This is a genomic window from Vibrio fortis (assembly GCF_000695685.1).
GTDB classification, from domain to species: Bacteria; Pseudomonadota; Gammaproteobacteria; order Enterobacterales; family Vibrionaceae; genus Vibrio; species Vibrio fortis_A.
The window spans coordinates 816,707-837,111 of the sequence record NZ_JFFR01000002.1 but is presented as its reverse complement, the minus strand read 5'-3'; the positions used below and the strand labels follow the sequence as shown (position 1 = coordinate 837,111).

Sequence of the window (20,405 nt, the reverse complement as noted above, 5' to 3'; positions counted from 1 at the left end):
GTAGTTATTTACTACGATTGGTATAAATTGCGACTTATCTAAAATCGTTAACTTGGTTCCGATCTCACATTGGTATTGAGTGTATAAATTGATTTAGAAAGAATGATAGATACACTCAGTTCAATTTTATTAGAGTGTCGTACAGTAATGAAAAAAAGCACACTATTTTTATGCATGGCAATGCCTTCATTGTTACTCACCGGCTGTGGTGGAGGTAGCGGTTCTGATGGATCAACTCAGCCGAAAACGGCAGTACAGAAAGCACTTGAGAGTGGCGATGCCTCTTTGGTTTCCGATCCTAGTGAGTTTATCACTGCGAGCGAATCTTTAGTTTCTGACCTTAATCGTCAATACAATCAGATCAAGAATCACCTGATGCAAGGGGAGGCGGGACAATCACTCAATCAGTTGCATTGGGACCCTACCCACGACACGGCCATTATCTCTCCTACTTATGGCTTTAACGACACCATTCTTAAAACTAACAAGGCAATGAATGACAGTTACGCCGACCAAGAGCTGGTCATCGGCGTTGCTGGTTACACGTCTTCGCAAACTCGCTATGCAGCACTCGCCAGTAATCCATTCCGTACTCAGCAACGCTTTCCTGACTCGGTTAACGAGCAGATGGAGACATGGTTGAAAAACCTGTTTAGTTGGACGGTAGGATCGGACAAGCCAACAAGGATCGTAATGGCTCAAATGGATCAGTCTTACTACTTTCCTGATGATGGTGCGACCCGAAACTGGATTAAGGGCAATATAAATACAGAAGCGGTGATCAATGATGACGACGCTTGTGATGCGGGTAAATTAAAGGCGTGTCTTGAAGATAAGCCGGATCTTTTGATTATTTCTCAGAAGCTAAATGACGGTGACAACTTAAGTGATGTAGTCGAAGGCTTAAACTACGCATTTGAACATCAAATCCCGGTTTTGTATTTGCATTTAGACGGCGGAATGACAGAGCTTGGTCGTGCTTTGTTTGCTGAAATGCACATTCAATATGTGGGTGACAACTATTGGCGTAAATTAGGCTTATCAGATTGGGACCCAAAGCAACTCGTTGACCAAATTCCAGACTCTATTGTCGCGGAACAAGCCCTGTTAAAACGTCTCAAAGACGATAGTTTTAATGTCGACCTGAAGCTATGTGATGACAAGTCCTGCACCGACGAATCCTTGATGAATTCCGAGTTTTATCAAGCGGCGAATACCATCCGTACTCACTTGAACAACCTAGATAAACAGAAAGTCGATCTGTTTGCTAACGATGATTATCAATATGAAAAATTGATACTGCTGCTAGCTGATAGCTATCGACAAGGTGTTACTTATCCAATGGACAAGAATAACACTGAGCGAATTGATTTTCTCAGGTCTTATTTCAGTGATTACGCACAGTATCAAAGTCGAACCCTGAATGCTGCTCAACCAAGCTTGGGTAACTTCAGCACTAAAACCTTTGAAGATGTTCCGCTGGTTAGCAAAACGGTGATGCTAGAATCGAAACGCCACTTCCGCTCGGCGGGTTTATATGCGCTACCAGGTCAGACAATCAAAGTGACACGTATCGATAGTAACGATGTGAGTACTTCCATTGCATTTAATTCACTGCGTAGTGGTGCAACTCATGAGTTCTCAAAAGACGGCGGCTATGCGAGGCCTAAGTTCCTAACATCGGTCGCTTATCCAGTGGAATCCGGAGAAACCATTACTCTGACCTCTGCATATGGTGGAACACTGCAGGTTCATTTTGATAAGAATGATATTAATGTCGAGTTGAAGTTTGAGAATGTTGCTCAGCACCCGGTATGGAGAAGCGAAGAAGATAACGAACGCTTTGTTGCAGAACTAGAAGAGGCGAAGTTTGATTGGGCAGAATTGATTACTCCAGGCTTTGAGGTGCACTCAAAGTTAGACAAGATGCAAACGTCAATTGGTTCAAGTGATTGGAATCAACCACATGATATGGCGCTAGCGACAGAGCGATACATGCACAATTTCCCTCATGCATTAGCGGGCTTCAGAGGACCGGGAATTGATGAAATAGCAGAAGTTCATGGGTATGGAGAGAGTAAAGGTTGGCAAGTCGAGACGATAGATATCGTTAAGCATATGAACGCCGACCAAGCGACGTGTGGTTATGGCTGTTCAGGAAACCCTTACGATGCTTATTGGTCGTTTCATCCACTTGGTCACGGTGATTTACATGAATTAGGGCATGGCTTAGAGAAAGGTCGATTCCGTTTTAGTGGTTGGGATGGGCATGCTACAACCAACTACTACTCCTATTACAGTAAGTCTCGATACTATCTAGATACGGGCAAAGTATCCGATTGTCAGAGTCTAGACTTTAAAGGCCAGTATGAGTTGCTTCAACAGAGTCGAACGCAGCCTGATCCTAATGCGTTTATGGCACAGCAAAATCAAACCAGTTGGAGTTGGGGGGCGCGTGTCTTCATTCAGATGATGATGTTAGCGCAAGAACAGGGTGTAATAGACTACGGCTGGCATATGCTAGGTCGACTTCACTTGATTGAACGTGAGTTTAATCGCCTTAAGTCGAGTGATGAACTATGGGATGCGAATAAACAAAACATCGGCTTTGATAGCTACTCTCGCGATGAAGCAAACCAGATTTCCAATGATGATTGGTTGTTGATCGCACTGAGCTACGTGAATGAACGTGATATGAGAAGCTACTTAGATATGTGGGGCTTTAGTTTTAGCGATAAAGCGAAACAGCAAGTAGCGACTCTGAGCCTAGCGCCAATGCCGTTGACTTACTTTGCAAGTTCGAGCAAAGGGTATTGTGTTGATGAGTTTGCTAAAACACCGATTAGTGTGGATGGAGTGACGGCTTGGCCTCTTAACTAATCTAAAAAGGGGAACCGCGATGGTTCCCCTTTTCACTTAGCAATTCATTACTTAAACGTTGACCAAATCGGCGCGTGATCAGACGGCTTTTCGATACCACGCAGTTCGTAGTCGATGCCTGCTTCAGTACACTTATCTGCAAGTTTTGGAGTAGCTAATACCACATCAATACGAAGGCCGCGGTTGTCTACAAAACCTTTTGAACGGTAATCAAACCACGAATATTGATCGGTTACATCAGGGTGAAGCTGGCGGAAAGTGTCAACAAACCCCCAATCTAATAAGGTTTTCAGCCATTCACGCTCTTCTGGTTGGAACGAACATTTACCTGTTTTTAGCCAACGTTTAGCGTTTGGCTCACCGATACCGATATCTGCATCAATTGGGCTGATGTTGATATCACCCATAACAACAATCTGTTCGTCATTGCTGTGGTGATCGTTTAGGTAAGTCATTAGATCTTTGTAGAACTGGCGTTTGTATGGGAACTTAGTCTCGTGATTAATGTTGTCGCCTTGTGGGAAGTAACCATTTAGCACGGTTGTCTTTTCGCCATTATCATCTTCAAACGTCGCCATGATCATACGTTTTTGATGTTCTTCATTGTCTGTTGGGAAACCCTTCTGAACAGAGATAGGCTCTTGCTTGCACAGCATCGCAACACCGTAGTGTGCTTTTTGGCCGTGGAAGTAAACCTTATAGCCCATAGCTTCAACGTCAGCGAGAGGAAATGCTTCGTCATGAACTTTGATTTCTTGTAGGCCAATAACATCTGGTTGGTGCTTATCGATAACCGCTTGTAGTTGATGAAGGCGGGCTCTTAGACCATTGATGTTGAAGCTAATTACTTTCATTTATTTTTATACCTCTCGTAAACCTTTACCTGTAGTGCAGCAAAGACTATTTGATTTGGTGAGTTTCATAGTTAATCGTATTTAACCATGCTTAATAATGTATCTCGCCATTTGTAGAGACAAAGTGGCGACATAAAATGATGTGAATACTTGTATTGAATCTATTGAGTCTTGAGTAAATCTAAAAAGAACGCGTATTCCAGGGCGTCTTCTTTTAGTCGCTTAAATCGACCCGATGCACCGCCGTGACCCGCTTCCATGTCGGTTTTGAACACAAGTACATTGTTGTCTGTTTTCACCTCACGCAACTTCGCTACCCACTTCATAGGTTCAAAGTACTGTACTTGTGAGTCATGCAGACCTGTTGTCACCAACATATTCGGGTAGTTCTGAGCTTTCACGTTGTCGTATGGCGAGTAACTCAACATGTAATCGTAGTAGGTTTTATTGTTTGGATCACCCCATTCGTCGTACTCGTTAGTTGTAAGAGGGATTGACTCATCAAGCATGGTAGTGACGACGTCAACAAATGGAACATGAGCGCCAATGCCTCGATATAACTCAGGGGCTTGATTAATGATTGCACCCATCAACAGACCGCCTGCCGAACCGCCTACTGCGAACACTTTATCTTTAGCGCCGTAACCCTCTTCCACTAGGCCTTTGGTGACATCGATGAAGTCACTGAACGTGTTTTGTTTAGTCAGTTTTTTGCCATCTTCATACCAAGGGCGTCCCAGCATCTCTGAACCACGAATATGTGCAATAGCGTAAACGAAGCCTCGATCAAGCAGGCTGAGGCGAACTGAGCTGAAGATCGGTTCTATGGTTGAGCCATAAGAACCATAGCCGTATTGGTAAATCGGGTTAGTTCCGTCTTTTTTGAATTTATCTTTGCGATAAACCAAAGAGACAGGTACTTGCTTACCATCGCGAGCCGTGAGCATGATTCGTTCTGATTGGTAGTTATCCGCGTCGAAGTCACCTAGTACGGGCGTTTGCTTCATGACTTCGGATTCACCCGTATTAAGGTCGAAATCATAGTAAGTGCCAGGAGTCGTTAAGCTGCTGTAATAAATTCGAACTTTAGAGTTATCTAACTCATGGTTACTTGTTAGGTAGGCAGCAAAGGCGGTGTCGTTGAACTCAAGTGGAAACTCTTTGCCTGTAGAGAGTTGACGAACCTTCACTGTAGACAATCCATTTGAACGCTGCTCGTAAACCAGATGATCATTAAACAGCTCAAAATCGACAAGCTGTACATTGTCGTCAGCTGGAATGACATCGACCCATTTTGAACGGTCATGTATGTCTTCGGACGTGGCTTTCATCAAGCGGAAGTTGACCGCTTGGTAGTTGGTGTAGATGTAATACCAATCCTCTAGCTTGGCGATGCTGTACTCAATACCCTTTTCTCTTGGGTAGAAGGCTTCTGCTTTTGCATTTGGGTTGTTGGCATCAATAATTGAAACACCACTGGTTTCAGTGCTCGAGTGCCAAATGTATACCTGCTGGCCATCTTTACTCTTACTGATGCTAGTATAGTAAGCGCTGTCAGCTTCTTCGTAGATCAGCTCATCGCTTGTTTGAGGTGTGCCCAATACATGGCGGTAAACTTGATAGCCGAGTAGAGTTTGTGGATCTTTCTTGATGTAGTAGAAGGCCTGGTTGTCGTTTTGCCACGCGATAGCGCTCGAAGCACCTTCAATTTCATCGTTTAGGTATTCACCGGTTGTGAGGTCTTTAATCTTGATGGTGTAAATACGGCGGCTCAGAGTATCCTCGCCATAGGCCAACATATTTTCGCTCGGGCTGACAGATAGACCACCAATACTGAAAAATTCATGTTCTTTGGCGAGTTCGTTAACGTCTAAGATGACTTGTTTGTCTATTCCTAAAAAGTGTTTTTCGCGCAAATGAACTGGGTATTCGTTGTCACCTGTGACTTTATTTGAGTAGTAGTAGCTGCCTTTGCGAACCGGTACCGAATTGTCGTCTTTCGCGATTCGGCCTTTGATCTCTTCAAATAACTGTTCTTGAGATGCTTCTGTGTGTTTCAGCACAGTCTCGGCATACTGGTTCTCTTGCTCGAGGTGCTGCAAGATCTCTGGGTCTTGGCGTTCGTCATCACGCATCCAATAGTAATCATCAATTCGTGTGTCACCATGAGTCGTCATTGAATGAGGGACTTTCTTAGCAACGGGAGCTTGGGTTTGTTGAGCGATAAGTTGCGATGGAGAGTAATGGTTCATGGTTGTTATTCCTTGATTGCTGCATCCGGCGACAAGCGCCACTGATGCGGCTAATGTGGTTAAAGCGAAACGCATCTGTATATCCTTAGTGTGCACCTTACTCGTTTTAAAGCCAGCATCCTTTGTAGTTGGAGTCTAGGGCGTGTTGACCTTTCGCGGTTAAATTTTGTTCGAGATAAAAGCGTTTTAATCGCGGCGAGGGGGAAGTCGCCTAGTCATTCTAAGCAAATCTCCCTCAACAAAGAGTAAAACGCTTTTAGCCGAACCCTTCGGGCAGCGTTTGCTGGTCATTTTTACTGCGTTATCGACTTCTCATGTAGGCTAGCTACACATCGACGCCTCTGCCTTGTATAAATACCCAGCAACTCGCTGCAAAAATCAGCTCGAAAGATCAACACGCCCTATGTCCCTTAGTTTCCTTCCAGTGATGTTATTTATAATTGGATTCTGGATATGCACTTTCATCGTAAGTGTCTGTTATTGTTTTTAAAAAATCAAAGTAATGTTTGATTAAATTGATGGTAGACATCAGGCGAGGGTAAACGGGTAATAAAAAAGGGACACGCCTTTTAGCATGTCCCTCTATTTGTGAGGCAAGATTTGCGTTCTACTTTAGATAGCCAATGGCATTTCGTTTGAGTGGTCAGGCTTACGATTAACCCAACGTAAACCAAGCATAGCGATAAGTGACATGGTAATCATTAAGCAACCCAGTGGCAGCTGGTCTTGAGCTGGGAAGAACGATGCCAACAGTGTTGCAATACCGGCACCTAGGTTCTGCATACCACCTAAGATCGCGCCTCCTGTACCTGCGTGATATGGGAATGGCGAAAGTGCTCCCGTTGTTGCTGCTGGAAATAAGATACCAGCGCCCAAGAAGTAAATAGTTGCACCGCCAATCAGAGTTAATGCTGTTGTTTGACCAAACAGACCTGGGATAAGCACGACAGCTGAGCCAACTAAGATCGAAACCAAACCAACATTCAGCGCGCGGCGTTCAGAACGGCGTTGTGCGATGTAACTCGATAGGCCTGCACCTACTAGGTAACCAGGAATCGGTAGCACAAACAGTAAACTCACGGTTGTTGCTGGCAAGCCAAGTACACCGCCAAGTAATACCCCAGCTGCTGCCTCGAACACTGCTACGCCCGCAAATGTTGCCACCAGTACCAATAAGAAACCTTGGAAGCGTTTGTCAGACAGAACGAATTTGTAGCTGTTGACTACTGATTCATTTTTGCGTCGCTCTTTTGGCAATGTTTCCATCATGCTCGTCATCATGGTGATCACCACAGCGATACCAAACAGTGCTAGAAACAAGTAGCTAGAACGCCAGCCAAAAGCTTCTGTTAGGTAACCGCCCAATACAGGTGCCATCAATGGGGAGAAAATCACACACATGCTGATTAAGCTGTTTGCACGATGTAATTCAGTGCCCTCAAAACAGTCACGAGTTAATGTACGAGACATCGCACCGCCACAACCAATGCCGAGCCCTTGAATAAAGCTACCCGCCAAGAACCATTCGAATTCATGAGCGAATAAGGCTGCCAAGGTACCTACGATGTAGATGACTAAGCCAGCAACGATGATAGGCTTACGACCAAGCCGATCTGAAAGTGGACCGTAAACAAATTGCGACAAACCATAAGGGATCAGGTAACACGCCATCACTGCTTGAAGTGAAGACGCAGAAACCAAGAACTCACCTGCCATATGACCGATAGAAGGCACGTACATCGTTTGAGTCATTTGACCTACGGCTGTCAGAATAGCGATTAAAAAGGTAAGTTTCGCTAATGGAAACGAGGCGGACATTTGCGTATCTCTCCAAAAATTAAAGACGTAAACAGCCTTAGCGCTCCATAAAGGAGAACCAAATTGAATAAAGCGATTAGGGAATCTAGGCGCGAGATATTAGAGTTTGATTGCCGAATTAGCAATCAAAAAGTGTGAACTTGATCAAGATAAAAATCTATAACTTGGATTAGAAAAAATAATCCGAAATTACAGCATTTAAGGAATTGAAATGTAGGAGTGAGCTGCATTGAACTGTCTCTTTAACAAAGCAAAACTCTCATTAATAGTGTGAGAACAAACATCCATATAAGTTGCGAACACCGTTAGTTGAGTGCTCCAAATCCAATCACTTGACTAAGCGTGACAAGATGAAAGTGAGAGGAAATCAGTATTTAAAAATAGAAAGATACGATTTATTAACATTTATATAAACTTTCGTTTTATATGTGACCGATTTGTGCTGTAATTGTCGGCTAAGCTATTCGTCTAACAGACATAAGTAGAATTGCATTTTTGCTATCGGTATGTTTTTAGGTCCACGGAAGTCTTTTGGCTTAAATAAGGATATTCAATGCGCTCACTTTCAGTACAGTGGAAAATCACCCTCTTGGCAGGGTGTTGTTTACTTATCACTTCCCTCTCTCTTATTGGTTTCTCGATCTACAACGCTTCAAGCAATCAGCAGGTGATTAAGTCTCAAAGTTCAGACTCTGTTATTAACAAAACAGAGCAGTTATTGGCATCGGTTTCGCAGTTAAATGCACAGGAAACCCAACGCTATGTAGACGAAGCCATCTATCGAGCTGAAATGCTGGCCGCAAGCGCTAAATTCCTAAAGACTAATGCTGAAGAGAACTTCACGCCAAGCGAAGAGCTACGTACTGCGTTGGATGAGATGATTCGTCGTTCAGTATTGGACTTTGATTCTATTCTTGGCGCTTACTTGGTATTTCGCCCTGAAATGCTTGATGGTGAAGACGGAAACTACGTAGATGCAGATTACGTAGGTTCTAACGAAGTGGGGCGTTTTGCACCCTATTGGAAAGTGGCAGACAATGGAGAGAATGTACTGTCAAATGTCCTTTCCGAGCAAATTCTCAACGATAACTCAAACAGTGAACGCTTCTATTGCCCACTATCGAGTGGTCAAACATGTATCAGCACACCTAAGGTGGTGACTAGCGGTGGTCAGTCACTATTAACTTCCTCGATCTCTGTGCCAATTCTGATTGATGACACGCCAATTGGCTTTTTAGGTATCGATCTTCGACTTGACGCTTTAACTCATATTGTTGCTGAGTCAGATGCAGAGTTGTTTGAAGGCAATGGTGCTATCTATGTAGTGAGCTTAGATGGCTCTGTGATTGCCGCAGATGACACATTAATTCCTACTGGCTCTCAATTCGCAAGTAAGCATACAAGCAATGACCAACTCACGGACTTTATGTTTGGTGGCGAGACGATGACACAATGGAGCGAAAATGGTGAGTGGTTACTTGCTTTCGCACCGGTTGTAGCAGCGAATCAAACTTGGGGTGTGTTGTTGGAGATCCCACGAGACAGTGTTGTGGCGGATGCAAACCTGCTTGATGCGATTATTAGTGACAAGCTAAGTGAAGGCATTAAAACTGAGCTCATTGCTGGTGGTCTGTTCATTGTTATTGGCTTAGCGATCATTGCGTTTTCTTCACTTTCTATTGTGAAGCCGATTCGTCAAGTGGTTGAAAGGTTAGACGATATCGCATCTGGTGAAGGTGATTTAACCCAAAGGCTTGATGTTAAATCACAAGACGAAGTTGGGCAGTTAGCACAAGGCTTTAACCGATTCCTCGATAAGCTACAGCCAACGATCAAAGAAGTGATTGCGACGTCAGAGCAAGTCGCGAATACCACAAGCGCCGCTAAGGCTTCGGCTTCTAGCACCCGCCAGAGCAGTGAATCGCAGTTCAAAGAAGTCGACTTAGTGGCAACAGCAGCAGAAGAGATGACGCAGACTGCAAGTCTAGTTGTCCAGAATGCGGAGGTCGCGGTAGGCGCTGCGAGTGAAGCTAACTCTTCTGCTAAGCAAGGGCAGCAGGTGATCGAACTGTCAGCTGGAGAGATGAGGAAGCTGGTGGAGCGTATGTCGAGTGCAGTACCTATTGTTGAAGAGCTTGCCAAGAACAACGCCAACATCACAGATATCTTGGGTGTGATCGAAGGTATCTCAGAACAAACAAACTTGTTGGCTCTAAACGCGGCGATTGAAGCGGCTCGTGCCGGTGAACAGGGTAGAGGCTTTGCCGTGGTTGCGGATGAAGTTCGTAATCTTGCAAGTCGCACTCAAGCATCTGTAGGCGAAATTCGTCAAGTTATTGATAAGGTTCAAGCTGGAACGCAGGATGTCGTTGAAGCGATTCAAGAGGGTAATATCTTAGCGAATGATACGGCTCTACACGTTCAGAATGCGGTTGAAGACTTAGGCTCAATCTTTACCTCGATTGAGGCCATTAGCGATATGAATAACCAGATTGTAAGGGCAGCAGAAGAGCAACAGTCGGTTTCTGGCGAAGTGAACCAAAGCGTGGTGAACATTCGTGATCTAAGCGCACAAATTCTTGAACAGGCTTCGAAATCAGAAGAGCAAGGGAATCAGATTGATACCTTATCTCAGCAGCAACAAGCACTAGTGAATCAATTCAAGGTTTAAGCTTTTATCGTTTTAGAACAACAAAGGGACACGTATTTGCGTGTCCCTTTTCTTTTGTTATGAGTTCTTCAAACTACTCTTCGATAAACCAATAGCCTTTATTTACTAGGTCTGTAATAAGAGCAATAGCTGATGGGCTGAATGTTTGCTCTGGAGCGATGATGGATTCATTGCACAATGACGTTAATAGTGCACTATCACCTTCTTCAACTTTAATTACTTCACCATTGATATACGCCACATTAGTCTCTGTCTCATGGTAAAGCGCTTTAAGTCCTGAAACTTTGTAAATCTCACCTTGTGCTGCAAGATGATTAGATACCTCTTCCGCTTTCCACAATGGCTCTGGGGCCACAATATCAAGCTGGTGGCGTGACTGGCTCAGTAGGCATCCCATAAAGTCACTTACTGTATTAGGTTGCTCTAGCGCTGAATGTAGCATTTTTGTTAGGCTTGCAAGGTCTGATTGGCGTATCTGACCGAAGTTGCTTTGTGTTTTGAACTCAGGATCATGTAAGTGGGTATCACCCATGTCATGCGCAAGCACGAAGTCAGCAAAATTACTGATCAGCTCTTGCTCTTTAGGTGAGCGGTAACCAATTGAGTAACTCATTGAAGGCTCCAAAGTGGTACCTTCGTGAGGGAAGCCCGGTGGGATGTAGAGAATGTCACCCGGCTCTAATACTTGGTCGATGATAGGATCAAAGCCTTCAATTTGGCGAAGTGCAGATGCTTGAATGCTCTCTTTGTATTGTCCTTCATCTTTAGCGCCGACTTTCCACTGACGTTTACCGTGACCTTGAACAATAAAAACATCATATTGATCAATGTGAGGACCAACGCCACCATGCTCAGCCGAGTAGCAGATCATTAGATCGTCAAACAACCAGTTTGGCAGTTGTTTAAATGACTCCGCCAGTTGAGCGGCACCTTGATGCCAATGGTTTGCTGCTTGAACGATAAGCTGCCAGTGGCTTTGTGGGAGTTGACCAAACTTATCTTCACTAAATGGACCGTGTTCCGCTGACCATTTATTATCGTGGTTAGAAACAAAGCGTGAGTCGACTTCTTCTTCCATTGATAACCCTGCCAGCTCTTCTGGGCTGATTGGGTCAACGAAATCTTTGAAACCGCCTTTGATGATGGTTGGTTGTTTATGCCAGTATTGTTCAACAAACTCGGCCATAGAGAAGTTAAGTTGGTACATGTGTATCCTGTAATATTCGTTCTAAGTGCTAGGTTCTAATTTAGCTTGAAGGTCTTTTTCGACGATCTTGATCGCCTCTAAAGCAACCTTAGGGTCGATCTCGTTGCTTTCAAAAAGGTAGATAAGATCAACAGCTAGTTTGATCTCATCTGGTGCGCTATCAAGTGGTGATGGGGCTTGTTCAGTGCTCATCTCTATTTGGAACCTCTAAATCTATTTGCCTGTGTATTTTCTTCATTGATTCTTCGCAACGCTCTAGCCGTTCACTTGATAGTTGCCAGGCTTTTTCTGCCTGTTCTTTCTGATAGGCAGGGCAGGTATCAAGTACAGCCTTTTTTTGCTGAACAAGAGCGGTTAAACGTCGCTGCCAATCTTGGTGTTGCGCAAGGTCATTATAGAGTTGATTAGTGGAATGTGGTTGATGCAGATTACGATCGTCACGTAGGTCGTAGTTTGCGAGTTCTCTTTGGAGAGCAGCAACCTGGTTAGTTAACTTTTCAGTTAGATGAACCGCTCTTGCTGCCGTTAATTGGTTTTTGGCTTGCTCGGAGAGAATCCGTTGGTAGTTGGATTGTGTTTCCAATGCGTAGGGCATCAGTACCTTAGCTCTAGATTTAAAGAGGGTACTATCGAATAGCGGTTGATGGTATGCCCCACGAGCGCTATCTACTTGTTGACAATGCCCGATTAACGTGTCGAGAATTTTGCCGAGTTGCTTAAAGTGAGACATTCTACATTTAAAATTTTTACAGGTTTACAAACCAAGCTTCATAAGCCAGTTTGATAGCGAGCACACTTACCACGGTAACAAATACCGGGCGAATAAACTTGGCGCCAAAGCGTATAGCAGAGTGAGCACCAACAAACGCGCCAACCATCAAACAAACGCCCATCGTCAATCCGAGAACCCAATCGATATGACCTAGAATTGCAAAAGTAACCAGGGAGGTGAAGTTACTGGTGAAATTCATCGCTTTCGATAAACCAGACGCGAGCAAAATGTTCAAGCGATATAGCGCCATTGAGCTCACTGTCCAAAATGCGCCTGTTCCTGGGCCGGCTACACCATCATAGAAACCTAGAGTAAAACCTTGAGCAATCTGTTTCTTCTTGAGAACAGGGCAGGGCTTAGGAGATACATTCTGATTGGCATTCGGCGTTTTGTGGAAAATCGTGTAAATCGCGGCTGCTAATATTACTAGCGGCAAGACTTTTTCTAACCACTGGGTACTGATGGCGTCGACAACTAATGTACCTACAGTTGCGCCAATTAAAGTTGCAATAAATGCGTTAATCCAACATTGAGGCTTGAACAGTTTCTTCTTGTAGTAAGTAAAAGCCGCTGTTGATGATGCAAAAGTTGCAGCGAGCTTATTGGTACCCAGAGCAATGTGCGGTGGTAAACCCAAAGACAGAAGAGCAGGCACAGTCAGCATACCGCCGCCGCCAGCAACGGCATCGATAAAACCGGCAGCAAAGGCAACCAGTGCAAGTATGACCAACATGGTTGGTTCAATCATTTCCATAGATAGCTATTATTCTCGTTATATGCTGTATCAGCAGCGTTGCTTTTCAATTTGCTGGAAGCAAACTAAAGCAAAATTTAGCAGGAGCGCGCAACAACCCTACTCGTTAGTATTTTATCGTACGTTTAAAAGGCGGTAGGGAGTCTAATAAGGACTTGCCATAGCGCTTTGTGACTATGCGTCGATCAAGGATCGTGACTTTACCAGAATCTCGTTCTTTACGCAGCAGTCGGCCGACAGATTGGATCAGTTTTTTACTCGCCTCAGGTACGGTAATTTGCATAAAAGGATTCCCGCCTTTGGACTCAATGTATTCTGAGTGAGCTTGCTCTACCGGTGAGGTTGGAACACCAAATGGAATTTTGGTGATGATTAGGTTTTCTAGCAGTTCACCGGGCAAATCAAGGCCTTCAGAAAAGCTACCTGTACCGAAAAGCACACTAGTTTTTCCTTTTTCTACCAAGGCTTTATGTTTTTTTAGAATTTCTGAGCGGGAAGTATCACCTTGTACTTGTAACGCCCAGCCCTTTTTAACGAAATCTGTAGATAAACCTTCAGCAACCTGATTCATTTGCCAGTACGAAGAGAATAAAACGAGGTTAGCTTTGTTGTCTTCAATTACTTTAGGCAAAATCTCGATAAGATATTCTGTAAACTGCGGATCCTGAGGCTCGTACTTCATTGCCGGTACGACTAGCTCCGCTTGATTTTGATAATCAAACGGCGAGGCTAATGCTAGAAATTGCACTCCATCCTCAGGCTTTTGACTGATACCTGCTTGGTGACAGAAAAAACTGAAAGAGTTCAGTGCTCGCATGGTAGCTGAAACTAATACTGCACCGACACAGCGGCTCCAGATCTGTTGGTCTAGCTGCCAACCGACCTCTAAAGGCGACACATTGACAATGAAATCGCCTTCATTCTCTTTATTAAGCTCTAACCAACGTGCCAATGGTGCACCTTTATCACGCTTAGGCTCTGCCATTAAGCGCCAGACTTGTGCGAGGTTTTCAGTTCTCTGTATATAGAAACCAATCTCTGCTAGCGCGGGTTCTGCAAGTTTGGCTGAGAGCTCACCATCTTTTACTCTCTCTGCGATAAGGTCGGCAATCTTTGCCACGGCTTGGCTGGCTTTCTGACTCAATTGCTTGAGATCTTTTGATTCACTTTCAAGCCATTCTGGAAGGTCACCGTGTTCAAAGCGATATAAGCCGTCTTCAAATTGGGTAGCATCGAAGCGCTTACTCAGTTGAGAAAGAGTTGGAATAAGTTGTTGAACAGAGTCTTGCAGCTCATTTCTGAACCGATAGACTCGTTTCTCTTCCGCTAGGCCTGAAAGCTTGCTGATTGATTGATTTAAGCGCTCTAACCATGAAGCTGCACCTTTTAAGCTTGCAGCTGCGGAAGAGTGGTCTCGTGCAACATGAGGTAGATGATGCGCTTCGTCGAACACATAAATGCTATTTTCTGGCTCAGGTAGAATGACGCCACCACCTAGGTCTGCGTCTGCCATCACTAAGCTGTGGTTAGCGATAATGACATCTGCTTTGTCGAGTTCAGAGCGTGCTTTTTGGAACGGACAATCTCGGTGTGCGGGCATACTGTTGTTACAACTGTGTTTGTCACTCACGATCATCTGCCAGATCATATCGTCAATCGGCTTAGGCCATGAGTCGCGGTCTCCATCCCATTTACCCTGAGCGAGGCTTCGATACATGGTTTCCAGCTGCTCAATGTCTTTCTTCTTTGGCTTTGATTCAAACATCGCCATCTGACCGCCGTCAGCACCACATGCCACAGCCAGTTTTTCGGCACAGCAATACCTTTGTCGTCCTTTAGCCAATATAAAGGAAAACTCTCTATCGGTAAGTCGTCTATATAGAGGGAGGTCTTTATTGACCAGTTGTTCTTGTAGAGCAACGGTAGCTGTAGAGATCACAATTTTTCGATTGTTTAAAACAGCCACAGGTATGGTTGCCATTAAATAAGAGAGGGATTTTCCGATTCCGGTACCCGCTTCAGCCACAATCATGCGATTACTTTTATGGTATTGGCCACAAAGTGTCTTTGCTATTTCAGCAACAAGGTAGTTTTGTGCACGTCTAGGTACAAAGTTTTCCAACTGTGATTGAAGGTTTTGATAACTGGTGCGAATAGAGTTTTGAATTTTAGTGGTTAGCATACTGTGACCCAAGTAACGAAGCCGCGATAGTAGCACATTTCACTAGCCTGTTCATTTTCGACGAAATAGGTTGCTTTTGAATCAAAGGTAGATCTTGTTCACAAAAAAAAACTGAACCTTCATGAAGTTAGCGATTTTATTTATTGTGCGAAATATAAATATCAAAAAAAATACCACTTTAAGTGTTTAGTTCTGAGGTTTGCTCTTTTAGTATGCTGTTTGTGGTGTTTTTGACTGTGTTGGTTGTTTTTAGGTCTATTATATTTTTGCTCAAACTGGCCGAGAAGTGTCTCGTAAAATGATGAAAAAAATTGTAAGTGATTGAATTTATTTGATTTGTGTTTTTTTTAGGTTTGTTTTTAGTTTATTTGACACGCAGGATAATCTTTTGCAATCTAGACCTCGAAATTTAGTGACGGTGATTAACCAACAAAGAGTGGTAGTGACCATCACAAAAAATAAAAAGGGAACCGGGCAAGGATCTCCCATTCTTAGAAAAGGCAGTGGATTTATTATGAAAAAGACTCTATTAGCTCTAACTATCGCAGCAGCTTCAACATCTGCATTCGCGAACGTAGGTCTAGAAAACGCAAAACCAACATTTGAATTTGACCCAATGCACAAAGAACAGTTCTCTGTTTCTGGTGCTATTGGTCTAGGTGGTTACTACGACACTAAAACTAACGCTATTTACGATGACTGGGCAACAGCTCTTACTCTAGCAGTTAGCTACCAAAACAACCGTCTAGTTGGTTACTTCGAAACTGACTTCGAATTCAACTGGACTACTGACGACAAAGACAACGGCTTTGGTGTTAAAAACGAATTCAACACTGACGTAGATAAAGCGTGGTTGGGTTACGAGACTGATTACGGTGTACTTTCTTTCGGTTGGGAAAACGACACTGCTCTAGACAAAGTTGACGGCGCTGGCGACAACACTTACGAGTTCGGTTCTTCTGCAGGCGACGCTTCTGACGCATGGAACGTAGTTAAATTCCAAGGTGATACTTCAGGTATCGCTTACGGCATCTCTTACTTCGAAACTGACGAAGACCACGACGCTGCTGATAAAGGTGTTAACGGTTACGTAGGTTACGAAAGCGAAATCTTCAACGTTTACGGTGGTTACGAGACTCGTGACGAAGCTGATTACCAAGTTTACTCTGTATCTGGTAACTCTAAAGTTGGTGAGCTAGACCTAGGTGTTAACTTCTGGATCAACGAAGGTGACAAGAGCGATCTAGTTGACTCTAACACTACTAACCTAGAGACTGTAGGTTACTACATCTCTGCTGGTTACCCAGTAACTGAGCAACTAACTCTTGCTGCAGGCTACAACGCTAACTCTACTACTGAAGATGGCAAGCTAGACAACGATACTTCTTCTATCAACGTTGCTGCAATGTACACGCTTAACGACCGCGTAGATATGGGTATCGATATCCTTCAACAACTAGACGCTGGTAAAGACACTACTACTGGTGTTTCTAAAGACGAAGAGACATTCATCTTTGCTGCTGCATTCTACAGCTTCTAATCATTGCTTAATTAGCAATACTTAGAAATGATAAAAGCCAGTCTTATGACTGGCTTTTTTACGTCTGCACGCAGTGAATAGTTGTAAATTTATATAAAAACAGCCGAAATGTGCGGCTGTTGTTTTGAGTTCGGTTAAGGGGTAACCAGATGACAGTAGCTTTAAACCTCTTTCCACTCACCAGGTTGCAAATCACCTAAGGTCATCCCTCCCATCGAGTAACGAATAAGGCGAAGAGTAGGGAAGCCAATGTTAGCCGTCATGCGACGTACTTGACGATTTCGCCCTTCGATGATCGTAATGGCAAGCCATGTAGTCGGAATCGCTGCGCGAAATCGCACTGGCGGATTACGCTCCCAAACGCTCGGTTCTGGCATAATCTCGACTGTAGCCGGTAACGTCATGCCATCTTTAAGTTCGACCCCTTTTCTCAATTTATCTAAATCGCTCTCATCTGGGGCGCCTTCGACTTGTACCCAATAGGTCTTTGGTGACTTTGAATTGGGCTGAGTTAGTTTAGCTTGGTAGATACCATCATTAGTCAGCACCATTAATCCTTCGCTATCGCGATCTAAACGACCAGCTGCATACACATCTTTTACAGGTACAAAGTCTGCCAAGGTTTTACGACCTTCACCATCCGTAAACTGACTCAGCGTATCGAATGGTTTATTGAATAGAATCACTTTTCGGTCTTCAAGAGCGACTTTTGGTTTATCCGTGTTTGGTTTACGTTTATAACGCTGCTTGCTAGATGAATTACTCTTGCTTGTAGCAGAAGAGCGGCGCTCATTCTCTTTGTTATTCGAACGCGATGTGGTTTTGCCGCGTTGTTTAAATTGACCGCCTTTTCGAGAGGAGCCATTAGAGTGCGAAGTGCTACGAGAGCGAGTAGACATGTTAACTACCTTGCAAAAATGTAAACGAAGTGTGCTGAAAAGTTTTCACTGAAACGGAATTGAGCTATCATTTGCGCGCCTAAAAGACACAAAATAGAACAAGTTAATGGACTATAAAGCCCAATTTGTTTAATTATACCAACGTGTTTTATTATAACAACGCACTCACGGATTTGGTTCATGCCGTCATAAAACGGTATGAAAAATAAGATAGAGTACGACTATCGAGTAGACCTTCGTTGCTCTCAAGCACCGTCTACTGGTCAATTTAAACATTCTCACAATGAGTGAGCTTGTCAGAACTATAGGGAAATTTCATGCCTACTGAAAAACCAACCATCATCTATACCATTACAGACGAAGCACCAGCACTAGCGACATACTCTCTACTGCCTATCATTCAGTCATTCACTGCTTCTTCTGGTATCAACGTTGATACTCGTGATATCTCACTTGCAGGGCGTATTATTGCTAACTTCCCTGATTACTTAACTGAAGAACAACGTATTGGTGATGCACTTGCTGAACTTGGCGAGTTGGCAAAAACACCGGAAGCAAACATCATTAAGCTTCCAAACATTTCAGCGTCTATCCCGCAACTTCAAGCAACCATCAAAGAGCTTCAAGCAAAAGGCTACGCACTTCCTAACTACCCTGAAGAAGCAAGCACAGACGAAGAGAAAGCGATCAAAGCAACTTACGATAAGATTAAAGGTAGTGCTGTAAACCCTGTACTACGTGAAGGTAACTCTGACCGTCGTGCACCGCTTTCTGTAAAAAACTACGCGAAGAAAAACCCACACTCAATGGGTGCATGGGCTGCAGACTCTAAGTCTCATGTCGCGAGCATGGACGGCAAAGACTTCTTCGGTAGTGAAAAATCGACCACTATCGACGGTGCAACAGAAGTAAGCATCGAGTTTGTTGGTCAAGATGGCGCTAAGAAAACACTGAAGCCAGCTTTTGCTCTACAAGACAAAGAGATCATCGATACTTCAGTGATGAACAAAGCTGCGCTTGTTGCGTTCTTTGAAAAAGAGATTGCTTCAGCAAAAGAGCAGGGTGTTCTGCTTTCTCTGCACATGAAAGCGACAATGATGAAGGTTTCTGACCCAGTTATCTTTGGTCATGCGGTTAAGGTTTACTATAAAGATGTTTTCGCTAAGCACGGTCAACTATTTGAAGAGTTGGGCGTTGACGTGAACAACGGTATTGGTGACGTATACGCTAAGATCGCATCACTGCCACAAGAGCAGAAAGAAGCTATCGAAGCTGACCTACAAGCGGTATACGAGACTCAACCACCTCTAGCTATGGTTGATTCAGATCGTGGTATCACAAACCTACACGTACCAAGTGACATCATTGTTGATGCATCAATGCCAGCGATGCTACGTTCTTCTGGTCAAATGTGGGGTCCAGATGGCAAGCAGAAAGATACTAAAGCGATGATCCCAGATCGTAGCTATGCAAGCATCTACCAAGCTGTCATCGATTTCTGTAAAGAGAATGGTGCATTTGATCCAACAACAATGGGTAGCGTGCCAAATGTAGGCCTAATGGCTCAAAAAGCAGAAGAGTACGGTTCTCACGATAAGACGTTCATCCTAGATGCTGCTGGTACAGTTCAAGTTGTTGATGCAAATGGTGCAGTACTTCTTGAGCAAGCTGTTGAAGAAGGCGACATCTTCCGCATGTGTCAAGTTAAAGACGCACCAATTCAAGATTGGGTTAAGCTTGCAGTAACACGTGCTCGTGCATCAGCGACTCCAGCAGTATTCTGGCTAGACGAATCTCGTGCACACGATGCAGAGCTGATCAAGAAAGTAAATGCTTACCTACCTGAGCATGATACAGATGGTCTGGAACTGAAGATTCTTTCTCCACTTGAAGCGACTAAGTTCTCTCTAGTTCGTATCAAAGAAGGTCTAGATACAATCTCAGTAACGGGTAACGTTCTACGTGATTACCTAACGGATCTATTCCCAATTCTAGAGCTTGGTACATCGGCGAAAATGCTATCTATCGTTCCACTAATGAACGGTGGCGGTCTGTTTGAAACTGGTGCTGGGGGTTCTGCTCCTAAGCACGTTCAACAGGTAGAAAAAGAGAACCACCTACGTTGGGACTCTCTAGGTGAATTCCTTGCTCTTGCGGCTTCACTTGAGCACCTAAGCACAGTAACAGGTAATGCTAAAGCTCAAGTTTTGGCGGATGCACTAGATAAAGCGACAGGTGAATTCCTAGACATGAACAAGTCACCATCTCGTAAAGTTGGTGAGCTAGATAACCGCGGTAGCCACTACTACCTAGCGGCATACTGGGCAAAAGCTCTAGCAGAGCAAACGGCTGATGCCGAGCTAGCACAAGAGTTTGCGGGCGTAGCGGCTAAGCTGTCTGAGAGTGAAGAAGCGATCGTTGGTGAACTAAACAGTGCACAGGGTGTTAAAGGCGAACTAGGTGGTTACTACCTATTTGATGATGCGCTGACTTCAGCTCTAATGCGTCCAAGCGCAACACTAAATGCAGTGATTAATGCATAGTTATTATTTAGAGTAATCTAAATCTTGTTTAAA

13 protein-coding genes are annotated in these 20,405 nt (G+C 44.0%); 4 read left to right on the top strand and 9 right to left on the bottom strand.

Translation table 11 applies throughout. The features are described 5' to 3' along the window. The first annotated feature begins 147 nt into the window (after positions 1 to 147). Positions 148 to 2,880, top strand: a complete 2,733-nt coding sequence (locus VFDL14_RS19060) for an ImpA family metalloprotease (RefSeq protein ID WP_032549473.1) — start codon at positions 148 to 150, stop codon at positions 2,878 to 2,880. Between the two features lie 47 nt (positions 2,881 to 2,927). Here VFDL14_RS19060 and xthA read toward each other — a convergent pair whose 3' ends face one another. The 3 genes from xthA to emrD form a co-directional block, all read right to left on the bottom strand. Beyond that, positions 2,928 to 3,734 (bottom strand): exodeoxyribonuclease III, encoded by an 807-nt coding sequence (xthA, locus tag VFDL14_RS19065; protein ID WP_032549472.1) that lies wholly within the window; start codon positions 3,732 to 3,734, stop codon positions 2,928 to 2,930. A 161-nt stretch (positions 3,735 to 3,895) separates the two neighbouring features. Then, entirely contained in the window at positions 3,896 to 5,986 is a 2,091-nt protein-coding gene (locus VFDL14_RS19070) for a S9 family peptidase (protein ID WP_032549471.1), read from the bottom strand. Between the two features lie 612 nt (positions 5,987 to 6,598). Next, positions 6,599 to 7,804 (bottom strand): multidrug efflux MFS transporter EmrD, encoded by a 1,206-nt coding sequence (gene emrD, locus VFDL14_RS19075; protein WP_032549469.1) that lies wholly within the window; start codon positions 7,802 to 7,804, stop codon positions 6,599 to 6,601. A gap of 553 nt (positions 7,805 to 8,357) precedes the next feature. Here emrD and VFDL14_RS19080 point away from each other — a divergent pair. Beyond that, complete coding sequence (locus tag VFDL14_RS19080) at positions 8,358 to 10,475, top strand: methyl-accepting chemotaxis protein (RefSeq protein ID WP_032549467.1); 2,118 nt, start codon at positions 8,358 to 8,360, stop codon at positions 10,473 to 10,475. Positions 10,476 to 10,548: 73 nt separating this feature from the next. On the opposite strand, the gene VFDL14_RS19085 is transcribed toward VFDL14_RS19080, so the two are convergent. The 5 genes from VFDL14_RS19085 to dinG all read right to left on the bottom strand — a co-directional run bounded on the left by VFDL14_RS19085 (position 10,549) and on the right by dinG (position 15,390). Further along, positions 10,549 to 11,682 (bottom strand): cupin domain-containing protein, encoded by a 1,134-nt coding sequence (locus VFDL14_RS19085; protein WP_032549466.1) that lies wholly within the window; start codon positions 11,680 to 11,682, stop codon positions 10,549 to 10,551. Between the two features lie 21 nt (positions 11,683 to 11,703). Beyond that, positions 11,704 to 11,874: a pleiotropic regulatory protein RsmS gene (rsmS, locus tag VFDL14_RS19090; RefSeq protein WP_032549465.1), complete on the bottom strand. Its 171-nt coding sequence runs from the start codon at positions 11,872 to 11,874 to the stop codon at positions 11,704 to 11,706. Next, positions 11,864 to 12,412, bottom strand: coding sequence for a primosomal replication protein (locus VFDL14_RS19095; RefSeq protein WP_032549463.1), 549 nt, complete (start codon positions 12,410 to 12,412; stop codon positions 11,864 to 11,866). The genes rsmS and VFDL14_RS19095 overlap by 11 nt, the downstream gene beginning before the upstream one ends. A 16-nt stretch (positions 12,413 to 12,428) precedes the next feature. Further along, positions 12,429 to 13,208: a sulfite exporter TauE/SafE family protein gene (locus tag VFDL14_RS19100; RefSeq protein WP_032549462.1), complete on the bottom strand. Its 780-nt coding sequence runs from the start codon at positions 13,206 to 13,208 to the stop codon at positions 12,429 to 12,431. Positions 13,209 to 13,314: 106 nt separating this feature from the next. Further along, the gene (gene dinG, locus VFDL14_RS19105; RefSeq protein WP_032549461.1) at positions 13,315 to 15,390 is read right to left on the bottom strand and encodes an ATP-dependent DNA helicase DinG; all 2,076 of its coding nucleotides are present in this window, start codon (positions 15,388 to 15,390) and stop codon (positions 13,315 to 13,317) included. A gap of 514 nt (positions 15,391 to 15,904) precedes the next feature. Here dinG and VFDL14_RS19110 point away from each other — a divergent pair. Next, positions 15,905 to 16,930: a porin gene (locus tag VFDL14_RS19110; RefSeq protein WP_032549460.1), complete on the top strand. Its 1,026-nt coding sequence runs from the start codon at positions 15,905 to 15,907 to the stop codon at positions 16,928 to 16,930. 161 nt (positions 16,931 to 17,091) lie between these two features. Here the strand turns inward: VFDL14_RS19110 and VFDL14_RS19115 are convergent, their stop codons facing one another. Then, positions 17,092 to 17,829, bottom strand: coding sequence for a pseudouridine synthase (locus VFDL14_RS19115; protein WP_032549458.1), 738 nt, complete (start codon positions 17,827 to 17,829; stop codon positions 17,092 to 17,094). A gap of 317 nt (positions 17,830 to 18,146) precedes the next feature. On the opposite strand from VFDL14_RS19115, the gene VFDL14_RS19120 reads away from it, so the two are divergent. Beyond that, positions 18,147 to 20,372 (top strand): NADP-dependent isocitrate dehydrogenase, encoded by a 2,226-nt coding sequence (locus tag VFDL14_RS19120; protein ID WP_032549457.1) that lies wholly within the window; start codon positions 18,147 to 18,149, stop codon positions 20,370 to 20,372. Positions 20,373 to 20,405: the final 33 nt, after the last annotated feature.